We start from the raw sequence: 19,478 nt of genomic DNA on the forward strand, positions 1-19,478 counted from the left end.
GTATAGACGAAAGGTTTATGCATAATAACTTTCCCCCGCTTGAATCTTGTTCATTTTAGGTTCAAGATTGATGGGCTAAAACCTACTCCAGATCAGAAATTGATGAGGAATTGAATGACTAACCAAGCGTATCCAATGGCTGTAGTTACACAAGATAGCTTAGATAGCTATATCCGCACAGTGAACGGCTATCCAATGCTGACCGCTGAAGAGGAGCGTGGACTGGCTGAGCGACTACACTACAACGGCGAAATTGAAGCGGCAAAAGGCCTGATTCTTTCGCACCTTCGTTTTGTGGTGCACGTAGCTCGTGGTTACTCTGGCTATGGCTTGCCAATGGCAGACTTAGTACAGGAAGGCAACATCGGCCTGATGAAAGCAGTAAAACGCTTTAATCCGGAAGTCGGTGTGCGTTTGGTGTCATTTGCGGTGCACTGGATCAAAGCTGAAATTCACGAATACGTACTGCGTAACTGGCGTATTGTGAAAATTGCGACCACTAAGGCTCAGCGCAAATTGTTCTTCAACCTGCGTAAATCGAAGAAGCGCCTTGGCTGGTTTAACAACGGTGAAGTTGAAACTGTTGCTAGAGAGCTGGGTGTTGAGCCATCTGAAGTGCGTGAGATGGAATCTCGTCTTGCAGCTCAGGATGCGGCATTTGAAATGCAGAACGACGATGATGATTCTGGTGTTTCTTACACAGCGCCAATGCTGTACTTAGAAGATAAAGCCTCGGATGTTGCCGACAATGTCGAAGCGGCCAACTGGGAAGCGCACACGAACAACCGCTTAAGCTTAGCATTGTCGAGTCTGGATGAGCGTAGTCAGCATATTGTCCGTTCACGATGGCTTGAAGACAATAAGTCGACGTTACAGGAATTGGCGGAAACCTACAGTGTCTCTGCTGAACGTATTCGTCAGCTTGAAAAAAATGCCATGAAGAAGTTAAAGGCTGCCGTCGGCGACTTCTAATTCTCATCGCGATCGAATTTAAAAACCGAGATCATTTGATCTCGGTTTTTTCGTTTTATCGATCCAATAATACCCTGAGGCCTAGACTTTTCTGGATCGAATTTTGCCAAGCAGCCTGTGGGTAACTCTGTGGTAAATTTCTTCGCTATATGTCAGAAAGGCGGGTGAATAAAGGTATCAGAGGCATTTTTCTCATGGGGATACTTTTACTCTTACACACAAAAAAATAAGGATCATCACTACATATTGTGGATCCAACTTCCTTTGGATACTTTATCAACGTAATCCACAAATTTATCCACAGATGGTGAAGAATTGATCGCAAGTGGATAACCTTACTGCGCTGGTGTACTTGTTGACCACTGGATAGGTTACAATGACGCCCAACTCCCTATTCCTATTTAAGAGACAGTAAATGGACCAGTTTCAACACATTGATGTAGCAGGTGCACAGGCCTTACTTGAACAAGGTGACGCTCGTTTAGTCGACATTCGTGATCCACAATCTTTCGCCGTTGCTCATCCAGAAGCCGCCTTTCATCTGACGAACGACACTATTACTAAGTTTATGGATGAGGTGGAATTTGAACAGCCTGTACTGGTGATGTGTTACCACGGTATTAGTAGCCAAGGGGCGGCACAATATTTGGTTAACCAAGGCTTTGAGCAGGTGTATAGTGTTGATGGGGGCTTTGAAGCCTGGCAACGTGCTCAGTTGCCTGTTGAATCCAACCTGCCATAGGAACCGCTATGATAAGACTGATCTCGATTTCCAATCCGCGCATGGCGCAAGCGTTTATCGACTATATGGCATCACGTCGTATTGATATAAAGATGATGCCGGAAGGAAGTGGTCAGTTTGCATTGTGGCTTGCCGATTCTCAGCATCAGATTGAAGCAGAAGCAGAGCTGCAACATTTTCTCGACAATCCCAGCGACGCTAAATACCAAGCTGCGTCATGGGACATGGCTGAAAGTCGAACCAGCCAGTTTAGTTATCAGTCTCCCAGTATGTTAGCAATGGTGAAGGCCAAAGCTGGTCCTGTAACGTTAGCTGTGATGTTGGTGTGCATCGTCATCTTTGCCTTGCAGCAGTTTGGTGCAGGCCAGGCGGTTTTCTCAGCCTTGCACTTTCCCGCGCTCGCCGGACAAGAGTGGCAGCTGTGGCGCTGGGTCAGTCATGCGGTTCTGCACTTCTCGGTCGTGCACATTGCGTTTAACTTGTTGTGGTGGTGGCAACTAGGGGGAGACATTGAGCAGCGATTGGGTGCGAAAAAACTCCTTCAGTTGTTTGTTGTGTCAGCGGCATTGTCAGGTGCAGGCCAATACTGGGTAGAAGGGGCCAACTTCGGTGGCTTATCTGGCGTAGTGTATGCGTTGGTCGGCTACTTATGGATGCTGGGATACAAAGCACCACAGCTTGGGCTCAATATGCCAAAACCTATCATAGGTTTTATGCTGGTCTGGCTCGTATTAGGGTTTGTTCAACCCTTTATGGCGATTGCCAACACGGCCCATCTAGTTGGTTTGATTTCTGGTGTCGTATTTGGCTTGGTGGATGCCAGTCGGGCAAAGAAATAAAAAAAGCGGCGAAGCCGCTTTTTTGCAAAATGTGGTTACTGGTAGAGGTATTTGGTAAACAGCAAATCGGCAATGATCGTTCGGCCTGTTTCTGGCAGCAAAATAGAGTTCAGCTGCTCAACGAGGTTTTTGCGTAAATCTTCGCGGCCCGCTAAAGACGTGATCGTATCCGAGGATTGTTTACCCAGCAGCTCAATCACTGCATCGCGGATGAGGGGCTGATGCAATTCAATGATCGCCAGATCAGTCTCATTCGCCACCATAATATCAATACGTACCTGAATGTAACCGAGCTGTTTGCCTTTGGTATAAAAATTTGTTGTCAGATCCGGCTCTAGGGTAAAGTAGGCCAACTTAGGCTCGCCGCCTTCTTCGGCGATAGATGAGAGACTAACCAAGACGCTCAAAGCGACAAATATTTGGACTAAGTAACGTTTAATCATATTTCTGTCTTTTCTTTCTTCTAATCACGATACTCGAATCGTCTGAGTCTTGTTACAATAGAGCATCTATTTGTAATAATTATGCGTTAAGCACTCGATGGGGTGGTTAACAACTAAGATCGAAGTTTTATTGTACGACGATAAAGCTACTTATTGAATACTAGTATGAATCAATTTACTTCGCTTTATTTATCTGCTCTTCGCCAAGTAGAATGGCAAGATCCTGATAAGTTTAGCTTTCCTACACAAAATGCAAAAAATTGGTTGTTGGAACAGGGCTCATTGTCACGTTTATTAGAAGCTCACTGCCAGACATTAAGTGTAGACTTGTTGCATAACAAAGTGGTTAAAGCAGAGAAGCTCAATGCACAGGAAATTGAGCTGTTAGCACAAGAAGAGTGCTTACTGCGCAAAGTTGTCTTGAAAGGAGATGGTAATGCTTGGGTCCTAGGCAGAACCTTGATCCCGCAATCCTCTATGGATGGGCAGCAATTCGATTTGACGCGTCAAGGCGAAATCCCACTTGGTTTGACGGTATTTAACGCTGAGAACGTTAAACGCGATGCGCTGCAAGTGGGTTGGGCTGAAACGCCAGACGGCCAGTTCCTTGCTCGTCGTTCTCGTTTATGGATGAATCACAAACCTATGCTGGTGGCAGAGCTGTTTTTGCCAACCGCACCGATGTACTCGAAGGAGAGCGTGTAGATGACTGCGGCAAAAGCTCAGGCTTATTGGCAATTAATGCGCATGGATAAGCCGATTGGTACCTTGCTTTTGTTATGGCCGACTTTGTGGGCTCTGATCATTGCAGCGCAAGGCGTGCCTGATCCGACGGTTTTAGTCGTGTTTATTCTAGGTGTGGTGTTTATGCGCTCTGCAGGCTGCGTGATCAATGATTTCGCAGACCGTAAAGTCGATGGTCATGTCAAGCGCACCAGTCAACGTCCTTTGCCTTCTGGAAGAGTGACGTCCAAAGAAGCGATTGGACTGTTTATTGTCTTATCTGTCGCGTCTTTCCTGCTGGTTCTGACCATGAATCCATTGACCATCAAACTCTCTTTTGCCGGCCTGTTCCTCGCTTTTATCTACCCATTCATGAAGCGATACACCCATTTACCGCAACTATTCCTTGGATTAGCGTTTAGTTGGTCGATTCCAATGGCTTGGGCCGCTCAGGCTAATGAATTGCCTGCGATGGTGTGGTTTATCTTTGCCATCAACGCACTTTGGACGATTGCTTACGATACTCAGTATGCTATGGTGGATCGCGATGACGACCTCAAAATTGGCATCAAGTCGACAGCCATTCTGTTTGGCCGCTTCGACAAGATGATTATTGGGGCGTTGCAGTTAGTGACGATAGTGATGCTTATTGCTGTTGGGCATTGGTATGAGTTAGGCGCCAGCTATTATTGGAGTCTGCTAATCGCGGGTGCGCTGTTTGTTTTTCAGCATCAGTTGATTCGTCATCGAGAGCGAGATTTGTGTTTCCGCGCTTTCCTTAATAACAACTATGTCGGGATGGTGATCGCCGCTGGATTTTTGATTGCGTTCTGGTAAGCATTTGAAAAAATAAAAAAGGGCATCCAATCGGATGCCCTTTTTGTATCTTGGCTGTCGATTACGCTTCGCCGACCTGACAGATACTTTCTTTAATCGTCAGGCGCACTTCTGGGTAAAGCATAGAGTAAAGCAACTCAGCCAGAATCTGACTTTTCTCTTTATCGCAGTTACCGTCTTTGTCTAAGTACGCTTGTTGCTGCAGCGTGGTAAACATAGCGGAGAAAACCCCTTTGTCGAAGAACTCCGGTGCATTAATGCCGTGCAGTCGACCCAAACGCTGAGCAATGTCTTGGCTCTTCTGCTCAAGATCGGCTTTGCCCAATTCCGGATTCGCGGTTAGCAGGTTGAGTGCGATCGAGTAACGCTGCAGGGTTTCCGTAATGGTGCGACCAAGCAACATCAAGACCTGGGTATTGGCCTGCTTGAGTGCCACATTCTGCTCTGTGTCGATAGCAACCAGACCAAGACGGGCGATCTCCTCAATGTAGGCTTCAGTGACATCACCGAGCTGCTCCTCTTCAATGCTCAGGAACAATTCCTGTTTCAGGAATGGATACACCAAAGCCACATTGGCTTTGATTTGCTCCAAGCTTAGCTGCTGATGACGGATCAACATCTGAGCAATCAAGGATGGAATCGCGAACAGGTGAATGATGTTATTGCGGTAGTAGGTCATTAGGATCGACTGATTGCGATCCAGTGACACGATCTCGCCCATGGTGTCAGACTCGATAACAAACTTGTCCAGCGACTCTGCGTGTTTGACCAAGGCTTCCGCATCTTCATCCGGAACCGTGAAAGTAGACGAATAAGGTACGTTCTTAAGTAGCGACAGATAACATTCGATTTGTTTGACTAGGCTGTCACGAGACAGTGCACGTTGACGTGAAGCAAGCAGCGCAGTAGCACACAATGTCAGTGCGTTGGTCGCAGCCGCATCGTTAATGTGCGTCATCATTTTAGTCGCCAAGTCGTTAACCACTGGGTTGAGCCACTGCGGTTTGGTGCTTCCCATAGGGTCAATATCTTGTGTCCACTCAGGCGCGTTTTCATTCAGGTACTGGTTGAGTGGAATCGGCTCGCCAAAGTTCACGTAGCCTTGACCAAAATTGCGCAGTTTGCGAATTGTACGTAGCACTAGACCAGCGTTTTCTTTCTCTTTACGTTTGCCGCGAAGTTCTTTGGCATATGTGCTCACTTCCATGACGTGTTCATAGCCAATGTAGACAGGCACCAGAGTGACTGGTCGGTTGAGGCCGCGCAGCATCGCCTGAATGGTCATCGCCAACATGCCTGTTTTGGCCTGAAGCAGTCGGCCCGTGCGCGAACGTCCACCTTCACTGAAGTATTCAACTGAATAGCCTTTGGTGAACAGTTCCGCCAGATATTCGCGGAAAATAGTGGAATAAAGTTTATTCCCCTTAAAGCTACGACGAATAAAGAACGCGCCTCCGCGACGGAATAGTGGCCCCGCCGGGAAAAAGTTGAGGTTAATGCCTGCAGCGATATGTGGCGGTACCATGCCTTCGTGGAACAATACGTAAGACAGAAGTAGGTAATCCATGTGGCTACGGTGACAAGGCACATAGACGATCTCATGCCCATCTTGCGCCAGTTTACGTACCGTGGACGCATTATTGATATTCAGACCCTGATAAATGCGGTTCCACAGCCAGCTCAACAGTCGGTCGCCGTTTTTCACCAAGGAGTATGAAAAGTCGGCCGCAATCTCATCCATGATATCTTGCGCTTCTTTGCGCGCTTTCTCGAGTGAGATATTTTTGGCTTTTGCTTCGTCTGCAATCGCTTTTTCAATCGCTTTGGACTTCATCAAGCGATTAAATAGCGCCTGACGGTTAGGCAGGTTTGGTCCAGATGCCGCTAGTTTCTGACGAGAAAAATGGATTCGAGCAACGCGAGCCAGCTTGTGGGCGATGGAAGCATCGGTGCCGTGAGAATCGGCCATGTAACGCAGAGATACGACAGGGCTAATCCGCACCAGACAATCACGGCCTGATTTAAGTACCGCCATCGCTTTTTCAGGGCCATTGAGCGCCTGAAGATAAGGCGTTTGCTGGGATTCTTTGCCTGGCTTACGGCCCCAAAGGACCGTAGCCGGAATCACTTGGACATCCAGTTCACTGTCAAATTTATGCAGCTCAAGCAGCTCAGAAAATAGAGCGACGGACTCACTAGGGACATCCTGATCATTGCTCATCACGGTTTGACGTGAAGAAATAAATACATAACGTTTGAATGACTTGCCGTTGATCTCAACTGGCTCAAACGGATCAGGCAAACCAAGGCGCACGACCTGTGTTTGGAGTGTGACTAAATCAACGCTCGAACGATAAGGTAGGGCATAAATGATGGGTTTGGCTGCATCGATGTTATGATCTTCAATAGGATTTGAAGGAATCGCGGTTCCTTTTACCATCACTGACAAGGGCAGTTTTAGTAATGAACTCGATAATGATTGTCCGGAAGACATAAGGTTCTTGGCCTCAAAAAACAGATAAATCGCATAAGCATTTTCCATTTCCTTTATTGTAGAAATGGAAAAGCGCTAAAGCTGATATTTTTAAGGCTGCAAGGATATCAGAAACTGGTCGAACCTTTTACTGGTAATTGGGCGTAAAAGCATCAATTTAGCCAAAATCAAATCATCTATTTAATTATTCAAGAGAAAAGTCTGTGCCGCAAAAATCACTTCATGGATTCAAACGTATAAGAAATGCAACCCGTTACTCATGCCAAGGCCTCAAAGCGGCGTTTAAAAATGAACCCGCATTCAGAGAAGAAATTTTCCTCGCAGCGATCATGATTCCAACTGCACTATTGCTTGATGTTAGCCAGCTAGAACGCATCTTACTGATTGCCACTGTGGTGCTGGTATTGATTGCTGAACTGCTTAACAGTGCTATTGAAGCCGTTGTTGATCGTATTGGTGAAGAGCAGCATGAGCTGGCCGGTAGGGCGAAAGATATTGGATCAGCGGCTGTCATGATCACCATGCTACTGACAGGTTACGTGTGGTTAGAAGTATTGTTTTTGTAGTCAAAAGTTTAACTCTATCAAAAAACCAGCAATTGGCTTTTCATTTAAACAATTACTGGATATACTCACAGTTAACTGTATAAAAAGACAGGTGACTTATGAAGCCGTTAACGCCACGCCAGCAACAAGTATTTGATCTGATCAAGAGTAAAATTGATGACACAGGCATGCCTCCTACGCGTGCTGAAATTGCCCGTGAACTGGGCTTTCGTTCTGCCAATGCCGCTGAGGAGCATTTAAAAGCTCTAGCGCGTAAGCAAGCGATTGAAATTATTCCAGGCGCATCGCGTGGAATCCGCATCTTGCTAGAAGATGCTGCCAATGATGATGGCCTACCTTTGATTGGTCAGGTTGCTGCAGGTGAACCGATTCTGGCTCAGGAACACGTTGAAGCGCATTATCAGGTGGATCCGGCCATGTTCAAGCCTCAGGCTGATTTCTTATTGCGCGTCAACGGCGAAAGTATGAAAGACATCGGTATCATGGATGGCGATCTGCTTGCGGTGCATAAAACCCAAGACGTTCATGATGGTCAGGTGGTTGTTGCTCGTGTCGATGACGATGTCACCGTTAAGCGTTTGGAACGCAAAGGGTCAACTGTTTTACTCCATGCAGAAAACGAAGAGTTTGAACCTATTAAAGTTGACCTGTCATGTCAGCACCTAGCGATTGAAGGTCTAGCCGTCGGAATTATCCGCAATACCGACTGGATGTAATCACTGCACTGCTCGCAGAAGTGGTATTGAATGGCTTGCAACGTCAGCGAGAATGTTCGCTGACGTTGTTTTGTCACTTCAGTCTGTGAGTTGTGGCTCGATATCTCATATTTTTTTGAGATCTATTCTCAATTACTTGTTTTTGTAATTGATATTCATTATCATCTTATTTCTGGTATGAAAGGAAGATGATCATGGCCGCTAAGCAAAAAGCTTCAACACATCGCTATCAAATCCCGGCCAATTTGTTGCAACCTCTCTGGCTTCGCAGCCGAGAAAGCTTGGTCGACAACGGCTTGGTTTATGACCCAATCGCGGCCAATGCGTGTCAGCGTTGCCAACTCGCACCAGAGTGCCTCTCTGGTGATATCGATCAGAAACAACTTCTTCATGCCACCCTGACTCAAATCTGTGACGATCAGGTCAATCACTTCATTTCGCGCAATCCCGACGGTTGGATAATCAATGTTGGCGCTGGCCTCGATACACGTTTCTACCGAGTTGACAATGGCCGTTGTCACTGGCTTGAACTTGATGTGACGGAAAACCTCCTTTGGCGTCAGAAACTGTTCCATAAAAGCGAACGCTACCAACATATGTGCGGCAACGTTGATGACTTGTCATGGCTGGATAATTTACCTGTACCGGAAAAGGCGCCAGTATTGATTGTCTGTGAGCACGCTTTACTGGATTGCAGTGAAAAACAAGTTGGTAAGTTTATTCAGGCCCTTGGCTGCCACTTTGATTCAGCACGAGCATGTGTGGTGCTGGCGGGGGATCTCGCGGCAAGCAAACTTGGTCAGAAAATGGGCGCAGGCAGTTATAATCATGGCTATGCGTCACCCGGGGATGCAACACTTAATTACCTGCCATGGGCGCGCTGGGCCAAGACCTTTTCTCCTTTAGATAAACACTGCGGTCGTTGGAAGTTATGGCAACGTTGGCTCACCAAATTCAATTCCCTTAAGCATAGGCTTACTCCGGTAGTGGTTCAGCTTCGCTGGTAATCCGGTTACACTTTGCACTCTTCTTTTATGATGAGTGCGAACGTGCAATTACTTAAAACCCTTTCCAATAAAGCGCTGCATAAGCAGGTTCTACTGCTGGCGATCCCGATGGTTCTATCGAACATAACCGTGCCTTTACTCGGCTTAGTTGATGCGGCGGTTATTGGTCACCTTGAGCATGCTTGGTATCTGGGCGGAGTCGCCCTTGGCAGTACCATGATCAGTGTGACTTTCTGGCTACTGGGTTTTTTGCGGATGTCGACCACTGGGCTGGCGGCGCAGTCGTATGGCGCTCAAAGTGGTAAACAACTCGGTTTAGTGTTCACTCAGGGTGTCGCGATGGCCTTGGGTTTTGCATTGCTGTTTCTCCTATTTCATCAACCGATTGCCAATCTGGTATTTTCGCTGAGCAGTGCGAGTGATGAAGTCAAATTTTATGGTGAGCAGTATTTTGCCATTCGCGCTTGGAGCGCTCCTGCGGCCTTGGTTAACTTTGTTTTATTGGGCTGGTTGTTAGGGACTCAGAACGCACGCGCGCCGATGTGGATGGTGATCATTGCAAACGTCACTAACATCGTTCTTGATGTGCTGTTTGTTATCGGCTTTGGCTGGAAAGTGGAAGGGGCTGCACTGGCGTCGGTGATTGCTGATTACAGTGGTATGAGCTTTGGCCTATGGTGTGTTTGGCGTACGTGGCATAAAAGCCATTTACCCTCGGTTGCTTCATTGCTGAAAGACACCACCCATGGATTAAGCCGTTTCGTAAAGCTAAACCGTGATATCTTCTTGCGTTCTTTGTGCCTGCAAGCGACCTTTACTTTTATGACGTTCCAAGGCGCGAGCTTTGGCGATGATATTGTGGCTGCCAATGCGGTACTAATGAGTTTTCTGATGATCATTTCCTACGGCATGGATGGATTTGCCTATGCGATGGAGGCTATGGTTGGTAAAGCGATAGGCGCTAAGGATAAACAACAACTCAGCGCGTCATTGGTGGGGACTTTCTTCTGGAGCCTGATCATCTGTTTGGGATTGACTGCGGTGTTTGTTTTCGCCGGATCGTCCTTGATCAGTCTGATCACCGACATCCCGAAAGTGCATGATACTGCACTGATATACCTTCCTTGGCTGGTGGCGATGCCTTTAGTCTCAATGTGGTGCTTCTTATTGGATGGCATATTCATTGGGGCAACGAAAGGGAGAGAAATGCGCAACAGCATGTTTTTCGCAATGTGTGCTTTCTTTGGGGTGTTTTTCGCCTTGGTCAGTTTCGGTAACCATGCGTTGTGGCTGGCTATGTTGAGTTTTATGGGGATGCGTGGTGTGACACTGGCGGTGATTTTTTATCAGCAGTGGCGCAAACAACAGTTTTTGACTGCTTAACAAAAAGCCGCAGCGATGACTGCGGCTTTTTTATTGCTCGACTTAGAATAAGCGATTGAGGCCATTCAGCGCCGCTACTCGGTATGCTTCGGCCATGGTCGGATAGTTGAATGTGGTATTGACGAAGTATTCAATCGTATTGGCTTCGCCTTTTTGCTCCATAATGGCCTGTCCGATATGGATGATTTCCGCGGCACGCTCACCAAAGCAGTGAATACCAAGGATCTCTTTGGTTTCGCGGTGGAAGAGAATCTTCAAGCTGCCGATGTCTTTACCTGCAATCTGAGCTCGAGCTAAGTGCTTAAACGAAGAACGGCCGACTTCATAAGGGACTTTTGCTGCTGTTAGCTCTTGCTCTGTCTTACCTACTGAACTGATTTCTGGAATGGTATAAATACCGGTCGGGATATCTTCAATCAGATTGCCATCGGCTTGGCCTTTATTGATCGCCTGTGCCACGTATCGGCCTTGGTCATAAGCGGCACTGGCTAGGCTAGGGTAGCCAATAACATCGCCGACTGCGTAAATATGGTCGACTTCCGTCTGGTAGTTACTGTCAACGGTGAGCTGGCCACGAGAGTCGGCATTTAAACCCACAGCCGATAGGTTGAGTTTGTCGGTGTTACCCGTGCGGCCGTTGGCGTAAAGAATACAATCGGCGCGCATTTTCTTGCCTGATTCGAGATGGATAATGACGCCATCTTCGGTGCCTTCAATTTTCTCGTAAGTTTCGTCGTTGCGGATCACAACACCGCTGTTCCAGAAGTGATAAGACAAGGCGTCTGATACTTCATTATCAAGGAAAGACAGCAGTCGGTCTCGGGTGTTGATTAAGTCCGTTTTTACGCCCAAACCACGGAAGATTGACGCATACTCACAACCGATCACGCCGGCACCATAAATGATGATATGACGAGGGTCATGCTTGAGGCTGAGAATAGAATCACTGTCATAGATGCGTTCATGCATAAAGTCGACGTCAGCTGGCTGGTATGGGCGTGAGCCTGTTGCAATCACAAATCGATCAGCGCTGTACAGCTCCTCTGTGCCGTCTGCTTGAGTGACGGCAATGGTGTACTTGTCCGTAAAGCGTGCAGTACCGAAAATCAAAGAACATTGATTACGATCGTAGAAGCCTTGTCTCAGGCGAGTCTGCTTATCAATTACAGATTTAGCGTGGCCCAAGATATTGGAGAAGGTAGAGTGCAAGCTGGTGTTGTTATGGCAAAACAGCGGGTTATTGTTGAATTCAATGATGCGGCTGACCGCATGACGCAGCGCTTTAGAAGGGATGGTTCCCCAGTGGGTACAACCGCCACCGACGCTGCTCTCTTTTTCCACTATGGCGACATTGAGTCCCGCTTTGGTTAGCCCCATCGCTGCCCCTTCACCGCCAGGGCCACTACCAATAACGATCACGTCAAAGTGGTTACTTTCCGCCATAACTTTTCCTTTGTTATATTGTCTTAACATTGCTTTAGCGAGATTTTAACTGATTTCACGATAGAGCACACGGTCAGCGCACTAGAGAGTGGAAGCGATCACGCAGAATGTTTCATATCTGGTCTTTGCGCGGTGATAGGTCTCTAAACCAGCGTTAAGTGATTGAAAAAGAAATCAGGCTGAGTTTAATTGTCACGCGGTAGTCAAAGGTTACGATTTTGGCTTATGTCCTTAAGGTAATCGTTGTATATTAACTGCTACTAAACCAATAAATAGAAAACAGATGAAATCCATGGGAATCCGTGCACAGCAAAAAGAAAAAACGCGTCGTTCATTAATTGATGCTGCGTTTAGCCAGCTTAGCGCTGACCGAAGCTTTTCGAATCTGAGTTTACGAGAAGTTGCCCGGGAAGCAGGGATTGCTCCAACCTCATTTTATCGCCATTTCAAAGATATGGATGAGCTGGGGTTGACCATGGTTGACGAAGGCGGCTTGCTGCTTCGTCAGTTGATGCGCCAGGCGCGACAGCGAATCGTCAAAGAGGGGAGTGTGATTCGCACTTCTATAGAGACGTTTATGGAGTTCATTGAAAGCAACCCCAATGTGTTTCGACTATTATTGCGAGAACGTTCGGGAACATCGTTTGACTTTCGTACCGCTGTGGCGAGAGAGATTCAGCACTTTGCTGCTGAACTGACTGAGTATTTGATCAGCACAGGAATGACGCGTGATGAGGCCTATACCCAGGCTGAAGCTTCCGTCACCTTAGTGTTTAGCTCAGGCGCAGAAGCACTGGATTTGAATCGACGCGAGCGAGATGAGCTTGCGGAACGATTGATTATGCAATTGCGAATGATAGCCAAAGGGGCTTTATGGTATCGCAAAGAACGTGAACGTAACCGTAACCGATTAAAAGGTGGGATTGATTAATGTCGAATGAAGTAAACCAAGTTAATCGTGGTTCTGAGAAGAAGACGCTCGTACTTGCATTGATTGCTGGTATGTGTGGAGACGCATTGTTGTCATGGCTGACAATGAGCGAAGTTTCTTTCTCTATTTTTCCACTGATTGCGCTTGTACTGTCTGTGCAGGCGCTGTACCAAGAATATCTACGTAACCCTGTCTCTGAAGACATTCCGCTGGTTGGCCTAGCGTGTTTCTTCGTTGGCGCCTTTGGCCACTCTGCTTTTGTCAAAGCGCAGCACCCAGATGCGGGGTCTAACTTCTTTGCCATCATAGTGTCGCTATTGCTATTGCTATGGATTGGTAAGAAACTGGGTTTTATGAACCGCTCCGCTAGCGCTGAGTAGTCTGACTCCAAATATAAAAAACGAGCCAAATGGCTCGTTTTTTTGTGTTCGCTTATCAAGCTATGCTTTGCGTTCCAGTAGCACACCCGCTTCCATATGGTGGGTATAAGGGAACTGATCAAACAAAGCAAAACGCGTGATGTTGTGTGTTTCACTTAAAACGTCAAGATTGTCCTTGAGCGTCTCTGGGTTACAGGAGATGTATAGGATACGTTCATAACCCTGCACCATCTTACACGTATCGATATCCATGCCTGAGCGAGGAGGATCGACAAAAATCGTATTGCAGTTGTAACTCTTCAAATCGACGCCCGCGTCTTTTAAGCGGCGGAATTCACGTTTGCCTTCAATAGCCTGAGTAAACTCTTCCGCGGATAGGCGTAGGATCTGAACATTATCAATGTTATTGGCCGCAATATTGTACTGTGCAGACTCAACGGACGGTTTTGCCAGCTCGGTTGCCAGTACTCGGTTAAAGTTCTGAGCGAGTGCCAGTGAGAAGTTACCGTTACCACAGTAAAGCTCCAGCAAATCGCCTTGGCTTTCGTTGGTACAGTCGATTGCCCACTCCAGCATCTTTTCCGCTACTTTGCCGTTGGGTTGCGTAAAGCTGTTCTCGACTTGTTGGTAAACGTACGGCTGGCCATTGACGTCGAGCTTTTCAATCACGTAGTCGCGATCGAGAACAATCTTCATTTTACGCGCACGACCGATCAGGTTCAGGTTGAATCCTTCATCGTTCAGACGCTGCTTGAGCGCTTTTGCGTTCTTCGTCCACTCATCGTCCAATTGACGGTGGTATAACAGAGACACCAGAATCTCACCGCTCAGTGTCGATAGAAAATCCACTTGGAACAGTTTACGACGCAGAGAGTCGTTGTCTTTCATTGCATCAATCAGCAATGGCATAAGGTCGTTGATCAGACGGCTCGCCGCAGGGAATTGGTCAACTCGGTATTTTTCACGCGTTTCCTGATTGAACATGATGTAGTACAGGTCATCCCCTTCATGCCAAACGCGGAACTCAGCGCGCATACGATAATGTTGCTCTGGGGACTCAAACACTTCCAGTTCTGGAACGTGGTAGGGAGCAAACATCTCATTAAGACGTTCGACCTTGTCCGCCAGTTGTTCTTGGTAGCGTTGTGGATTTACTTCAAGAGTCGCCATGTTTATTACCTTCAAGTGCTGAGTGCGTTTGTTTTAGGAGCGCAGATTTTATTCAATATCTGCGACATGTCCAGCTTTGTCACTCTCCTGTGATCAATATAGTGTGTAAACCCGTTATCAGGTATTAGTGATAAAGCGTCTGGTTATATAAAAGCACAATATTGGCTGGACAAAGGAATGATAGCTGAATAACATTTGCGCCTAGCTGGTGCTATCTAGCAGTATAGATGGCTGAAAAGGGAATCTGGTGTGAATCCAGAACTGACGCGCAGCGGTAAAAGAGAACGAACACTCAACAGACACTGCATAGAGGACTATGTGGGAAGTCGAGTTAGTAGGTGGTGCAAACTGAGCTCTTGAGTCCGAATACCTGCCAGCAGCTGAGCTAATCACTGGAAGCAAGTGCTCCAAGCTCGGTAGGATTTACGCGATTTAGGATTATAAAAATGAACCGTTCTATTCTGGCGATAGCAGTGGCATCGCTACTTCCTCATGCCTCCCTTTCATACGCCCAAGAAGCCTCAGTTGATGAGACTATGGTGGTTTTAGCTCGAAGTGATTTCAATAATTCAATTGAAGATATACCAGCTAATGTAACTATTATCAGTTCAGAAGATATCGCTGCAAGTGGAGCTAAAAGCCTAGATACCTTGTTGCGTGCTCGAGCTGGCATTCAAATCTCTGATACCAACAGTGGCCCTGCATTTGCGATTAGAGGCTTCACTGGAGGTCAAGCTGCCAACAATACTTTGATTTTGGTTGACGGCCGTCGCTTGAATAAACAGGACCTGTCAGCTCCCCAAGTAAGCTCTATATTAATTTCTCAAATTGAGAGGATTGAAGTTTTGTCCGGCAGTGCTGGTGTGTTGTACGGTGACCAAGCTGTAGGTGGTGTAATCAACATCATTACAAAAGGTGCTTCTGAGGACGGTGGTAGTGTGTCAGTGAGTGCGGGTAGTTTTGATTCTTATGCTGGTAGTGTTAATGTCTCAAGAAAACTCGATGAACAGTGGTCGCTTTTCGTTAGTGCTAGCCAAGATAATACCGATAACTATAGAGACCATAACAAGCGTGAAACCGGGTCTTTGTTAGGACGTATCGGCTATGAACTAGATAAGACGGAGTTTTTTGCAGAAGCAAGTTACTATGACAATAATAGAGAATATGCTGGTTCGTTAACCGAAGAGCAATATGAACAAGACCCAACTCAAGTTAATCCATCAAATCAAACCGACTATTCTCATGAGATAACGAAAGCGCTTCGTGCTGGGTATAAGCGAAGCTTAACAGACACTTGGTTATTTGGGACTGATGTTATCTATGACAATACGTCGGGATCAGGCTCTGCGTGGGGGAGTTCAACAACAAGCTCAAGTAAACAATTAGTAGGCTCAGTTAAGGTTGAAAATCAATTTTCCAATCAGTCTGGTCAAGGAAATATTCTGATTGGGTTAGAAGCGGCTGATCGTGACCACTCCTATAAATCTTCCTCTACCAATAGGGCTAACGAACAGGTTACCTACAGTGCTTATGGACAAGTCAGTTATCCTCTAGTACCTAGATTATCTTTAACGACGGGAGCACGTTATAGTTCAGTTGAAGACAAACTTTTCGATGGTGCAGTTTATCCGAATACTGAAAAACTATCAGAAAGCCAAGATGCTTATGAGTTAGGTTTGAATTTCAAAATTAGCGAGACTCAGAGGCTTTACTTACGAGGGGAAACTAACTTTAGATTTGCTAAGATTGATGAGCAAGCATACACATCTCCAGGTGTGTTAGGTTTGAAGCCACAAACTGGTAATTCTATAGAGGCAGGTTGGGGACTCACAGAAGATGAGTACAGTGTAAAGATTGATGTTTACAACTTGCAACTTGAAGATGAAATCGTTTTTGATAGTAGTGCACCAACACCTGTAGGGGGGAGCTTTGCTGGCGCTAATGTCAATGCGGATGAATCTGAGCGAAATGGTATAAATGTTAGCGGTGACTACTATGTCACTGAAAGTGTGCTCCTAGGTATTGAGTACAGTTTCATTAACGCCGAGTTCTCAAGTGGTGACAATAAAGGAAAGGAGCTACCTTGGGTTTCGCCTCACAGTGGTAGGGCGTATGTCACCTACGATGTCAATTATAATTGGCAATTCTACGTTGAAGGTGTTTATACGGGTACGAGATATAAGGATGGTGACACCTCAAACAGTGTAGAAAAGCTATCGGCATATTGGCTAAATAATATCGCTATTAATTACACACAAGATGTTTGGTCAGCTAGCTTACGCTTAGATAATGCATTTGATGAAAAGTATCCTGCTAATGCGAATAACTATGGTGCATATTACCCTGGTGATGGTCGTAAAGTAATGATTACGGGCTCTTATCAATTCTAATATCTTGAAACCGCCTTTAGGCGGTTTTTTCTTATCTATAGGCAGTAACAATGAAAAAGAACGTCATTATCAGTTGGTCGAGCGGAAAGGATTCGACCCTCACTTTAGAAAGGCTAGTCGATAGTGAACACTACAATGTTGTTGGTCTTTACACCACTTACGTAAAAGATGAAGTCCCATTCCAAGCGACTCCTGTTGAAGTGCTCGACATGCAAGCGGTCTTACTTGGATTACCTCTAATAAAAATCGAAATGCCGGAAACATTTCCACCAAATGACATCTATCAGTCGACCATCATTGATGCACTAAAGAGCAGCGATCTCGATATTCAGGCCGTGGCTTTTGGTGATATGTTCTGCAATGGTATCGAAGCCTATCGCCGTAGCTATATTGAACCCGCTGGTTGGGAGTGTGTTTTTCCACTCATTGGACAAAACAGTCAAGACCTTGCGAATGAAATCTTAGAGCGAGGTATTAAAACCTTAGTTGTGACAACGGATGGCCAGGCACTTGACCCTGCGTATTGCGGGCGATGGTATGACCGAGCATTCATTGATTCACTACCGAGTGGTGTAGACCCATGCGGTGAAGATGGGGAGTTTCATACGTTAGTCACTCAAACCCGTAGCTATCAAGGCAAGATAGAGCTGAGTTTAACGACCCTTGAGGTTGGGGAGCGTTTCTCTCATCAACGTTACCAAGCGAAGATATTGCCAAACTGATTTGTGTGAGTATGATTGCCACATCGAAATGTGTGGGTATATCAAGTGTCACTACAATCAAAAGTACTAATTTTTGACTCTGGGGTCGGTGGGCTTTCTGTTTTCCAAGAGATAGAAAAAAAGCTCCCTCAACTTGATTATGTATACCTATTTGATAACGCTGCCTATCCCTACGGTGAGTTGGATCATGAAACTTTAGTTTCTCGCGTGGAAGCATTGGTTTCGCAGTATGTCGCTGATCACCAAGTGGATTTGGTTGTGATTGCATGTAATACCGCAAGCACCATTGTATTACCTTCATTGAGAACTTTGCTCTCCATTCCGGTTGTCGGCGTCGTACCTGCGATTAAACCAGCATCTAATTTAGCGAATAAAGCGGTCGGCCTGATAGCAACACCGGCGACGGTGACACGCCAGTACACGCAGGAATTGATTCGCGACTTCTCGCAAAGCAAACCCGTTGAGCTGTTAGGCTCTACTCGACTGGTTGACATGGCAGAAGAAAAACTTCGTGGTACCCCAGTCTCGAATCAAGAACTAACGGCAGTACTATCTCCCATGATTGGTAAAGTCGATGTTGCCGTATTAGGGTGTACACATTTCCCTCTCATAAAAGAAGAAATACAGTCAGTGCTGAGTGAGCAGGTTGTGCTGGTGGACTCTGGTGAGGCAATTGCGCGCCGAGTACAAGAATTGTTGAACCTTGAGGACAAGAAAGAAGGAAAAGGTCTGAGGGAAATTTTTTCAACGGCTCCCCCTTATGCAGAAGGAGCGTTGAATAGAGCATTACAAAACTTAGGCTTTAGTCCTGTTCAGCTTGAGATTTTGGATCATTAGCGATACGTACCTTTAATGTACGCTGCATATAATCCTTTTCATTTAGTCCTTCTATAGCACCAGCAGCATCCGTTGCTGCCATGACAACAAAACCAAATCCTCGTCTTTTACCTGTGCGTTTATCTTTCATCAGGCGGACGGCAAAGACTTCACCATGCTTAGCAAACAATTCCTTCACATGGGATTCATTTGCTTTGTAAGGAAGGTTGCCGACATAAAGGGTCTTGGTCGCGGGTTCATTAACGGTTGCTGGCTCAGTTGTGGTGTTTGAAAATTTAAAAACAAAAGCAGAAGCAAAAACACCGATAACAAAGCTGAGCGCAGGAGAAATAGCAACCTGCGAAAAGATGATTCCACCTAAAACCGCTAAGGCGAGAATCATTAAGGTCGATTTATTAGAACTCATATTTGAATACAACTTCGTAGTTTAAGAAAAAAGTGCCTAGGTATTAACAAAATAGACACACGGATCTTACGTATATGGTTGTTGTTTTTCCAACCTATTGATGTGACGTGACTCAAATGTTGAAATTTTATTCTATTTCTGGCGTTTTGATTTGTTTTTAACCGAACGAAAAATAAATTCAAAAAAACACTTGTCATCCTTTCTGAGCTCCCTATAATGCCGCCTCACCGACACGGAGTGAGACGAAAGTCACAAACCGAAATCGGAATTGAAAGAGGAAAGAAAGTTAAATAAAACGCTTGACTCTTAAAATGGGAAGCGTAAGATACGCACCCCTAACGACGAGGCGCTAAAGCGCAACGGAAGTTAGAAAAGCTCTTTAACAATATAAACCTATCAATCTGTGTGGGCACTCGTTGATGATAATCCAAATAGTTTCTTCGGAAACAATTTAGGTTTCAATGATACGAAGTGACC

19 protein-coding genes and 1 riboswitch are annotated in these 19,478 nt (G+C 46.0%); of the genes, 14 read left to right on the forward strand and 5 right to left on the reverse strand.

What is annotated here, in order from left to right; genetic code table 11:
• The first annotated feature begins 114 nt into the window (after window positions 1–114).
• From rpoH to glpG, 3 genes are all read left to right on the forward strand, one after another.
• Window positions 115–972 carry an RNA polymerase sigma factor RpoH gene (rpoH, locus tag F0265_RS24115; protein ID WP_006957304.1) on the forward strand — a complete coding sequence of 286 codons (858 nt, stop codon included), beginning with the start codon at window positions 115–117 and terminating at the stop codon, window positions 970–972.
• Window positions 973–1,387: 415 nt separating this feature from the next.
• Window positions 1,388–1,714 (forward strand): thiosulfate sulfurtransferase GlpE, encoded by a 327-nt coding sequence (glpE, locus tag F0265_RS24120; RefSeq protein WP_006957303.1) that lies wholly within the window; start codon window positions 1,388–1,390, stop codon window positions 1,712–1,714.
• An 8-nt stretch (window positions 1,715–1,722) separates the two neighbouring features.
• Window positions 1,723–2,553, forward strand: a complete 831-nt coding sequence (gene glpG, locus F0265_RS24125) for a rhomboid family intramembrane serine protease GlpG (protein ID WP_006957302.1) — start codon at window positions 1,723–1,725, stop codon at window positions 2,551–2,553.
• A gap of 35 nt (window positions 2,554–2,588) precedes the next feature.
• Here the strand turns inward: glpG and F0265_RS24130 are convergent, their stop codons facing one another.
• Window positions 2,589–2,996 carry a flagellar basal body-associated protein FliL gene (locus tag F0265_RS24130; protein ID WP_006957301.1) on the reverse strand — a complete coding sequence of 136 codons (408 nt, stop codon included), beginning with the start codon at window positions 2,994–2,996 and terminating at the stop codon, window positions 2,589–2,591.
• A gap of 165 nt (window positions 2,997–3,161) precedes the next feature.
• Here F0265_RS24130 and F0265_RS24135 point away from each other — a divergent pair, with 165 nt between their 5' ends.
• Window positions 3,162–3,701, forward strand: coding sequence for a chorismate lyase (locus F0265_RS24135; RefSeq protein WP_171750614.1), 540 nt, complete (start codon window positions 3,162–3,164; stop codon window positions 3,699–3,701).
• Window positions 3,702–4,556: a 4-hydroxybenzoate octaprenyltransferase gene (gene ubiA / locus F0265_RS24140; protein ID WP_171750615.1), complete on the forward strand. Its 855-nt coding sequence runs from the start codon at window positions 3,702–3,704 to the stop codon at window positions 4,554–4,556.
• Window positions 4,557–4,617: 61 nt separating this feature from the next.
• On the opposite strand, the gene plsB is transcribed toward ubiA, so the two are convergent.
• Window positions 4,618–7,050, reverse strand: coding sequence for a glycerol-3-phosphate 1-O-acyltransferase PlsB (gene plsB, locus F0265_RS24145; protein ID WP_029235941.1), 2,433 nt, complete (start codon window positions 7,048–7,050; stop codon window positions 4,618–4,620).
• A 203-nt stretch (window positions 7,051–7,253) separates the two neighbouring features.
• Here plsB and F0265_RS24150 point away from each other — a divergent pair, with 203 nt between their 5' ends.
• The 4 genes from F0265_RS24150 (at window position 7,254) to dinF (ending at window position 10,722) form a co-directional block, all read left to right on the forward strand.
• A complete protein-coding gene (locus F0265_RS24150; protein ID WP_171750616.1) occupies window positions 7,254–7,616 on the forward strand; it encodes a diacylglycerol kinase in 363 nt (120 codons plus the stop codon).
• A 98-nt stretch (window positions 7,617–7,714) separates the two neighbouring features.
• Window positions 7,715–8,332 carry a transcriptional repressor LexA gene (gene lexA, locus F0265_RS24155; protein WP_006957296.1) on the forward strand — a complete coding sequence of 206 codons (618 nt, stop codon included), beginning with the start codon at window positions 7,715–7,717 and terminating at the stop codon, window positions 8,330–8,332.
• 188 nt (window positions 8,333–8,520) lie between these two features.
• Complete coding sequence (locus F0265_RS24160) at window positions 8,521–9,339, forward strand: class I SAM-dependent methyltransferase (RefSeq protein ID WP_171341743.1); 819 nt, start codon at window positions 8,521–8,523, stop codon at window positions 9,337–9,339.
• 27 nt (window positions 9,340–9,366) lie between these two features.
• On the forward strand, window positions 9,367–10,722 hold the full coding sequence (gene dinF / locus F0265_RS24165; protein WP_171750621.1) for an MATE family efflux transporter DinF: 1,356 nt from the start codon (window positions 9,367–9,369) through the stop codon (window positions 10,720–10,722).
• A 42-nt stretch (window positions 10,723–10,764) separates the two neighbouring features.
• On the opposite strand, the gene sthA is transcribed toward dinF, so the two are convergent.
• Complete coding sequence (sthA, locus tag F0265_RS24170; RefSeq protein ID WP_080568950.1) at window positions 10,765–12,195, reverse strand: Si-specific NAD(P)(+) transhydrogenase; 1,431 nt, start codon at window positions 12,193–12,195, stop codon at window positions 10,765–10,767.
• Between the two features lie 253 nt (window positions 12,196–12,448).
• Here sthA and fabR point away from each other — a divergent pair, with 253 nt between their 5' ends.
• Both fabR and F0265_RS24180 read left to right on the forward strand, forming a co-directional pair.
• Window positions 12,449–13,096 carry an HTH-type transcriptional repressor FabR gene (gene fabR, locus F0265_RS24175; RefSeq protein WP_006957289.1) on the forward strand — a complete coding sequence of 216 codons (648 nt, stop codon included), beginning with the start codon at window positions 12,449–12,451 and terminating at the stop codon, window positions 13,094–13,096.
• Window positions 13,096–13,476 (forward strand): YijD family membrane protein, encoded by a 381-nt coding sequence (locus F0265_RS24180; RefSeq protein WP_006957287.1) that lies wholly within the window; start codon window positions 13,096–13,098, stop codon window positions 13,474–13,476. Before fabR ends, F0265_RS24180 begins: the two co-directional genes overlap by 1 nt.
• A 60-nt stretch (window positions 13,477–13,536) precedes the next feature.
• Here the strand turns inward: F0265_RS24180 and trmA are convergent, their stop codons facing one another.
• Window positions 13,537–14,646 carry a tRNA (uridine(54)-C5)-methyltransferase TrmA gene (trmA, locus tag F0265_RS24185; RefSeq protein WP_171750617.1) on the reverse strand — a complete coding sequence of 370 codons (1,110 nt, stop codon included), beginning with the start codon at window positions 14,644–14,646 and terminating at the stop codon, window positions 13,537–13,539.
• Between the two features lie 189 nt (window positions 14,647–14,835).
• Window positions 14,836–15,039, forward strand: a riboswitch (cobalamin riboswitch).
• 53 nt (window positions 15,040–15,092) lie between these two features.
• Between trmA and F0265_RS24190 the strand changes: the two genes are divergently transcribed.
• From F0265_RS24190 to murI, 3 genes are read left to right on the forward strand one after another with little or no spacing between them, the layout of a single operon-like run.
• Window positions 15,093–17,036 carry a TonB-dependent receptor gene (locus tag F0265_RS24190; protein ID WP_171750618.1) on the forward strand — a complete coding sequence of 648 codons (1,944 nt, stop codon included), beginning with the start codon at window positions 15,093–15,095 and terminating at the stop codon, window positions 17,034–17,036.
• A 50-nt stretch (window positions 17,037–17,086) separates the two neighbouring features.
• Entirely contained in the window at window positions 17,087–17,758 is a 672-nt protein-coding gene (locus F0265_RS24195) for an adenine nucleotide alpha hydrolase (RefSeq protein ID WP_171750619.1), read from the forward strand.
• 45 nt (window positions 17,759–17,803) lie between these two features.
• On the forward strand, window positions 17,804–18,595 hold the full coding sequence (gene murI / locus F0265_RS24200) for a glutamate racemase (protein WP_171750620.1): 792 nt from the start codon (window positions 17,804–17,806) through the stop codon (window positions 18,593–18,595).
• Here murI and F0265_RS24205 read toward each other — a convergent pair.
• The gene (locus F0265_RS24205) at window positions 18,561–19,001 is read right to left on the reverse strand and encodes an RNA-binding protein (RefSeq protein ID WP_029235943.1); all 441 of its coding nucleotides are present in this window, start codon (window positions 18,999–19,001) and stop codon (window positions 18,561–18,563) included. The two genes, murI and F0265_RS24205, sit on opposite strands and share 35 nt — an antisense overlap.
• Window positions 19,002–19,478 lie beyond the last annotated feature (477 nt).

Origin of the sequence: Vibrio sp. RE88 (assembly GCF_013113835.1) — a bacterium.
GTDB lineage: Bacteria > Pseudomonadota > Gammaproteobacteria > Enterobacterales > Vibrionaceae > Vibrio.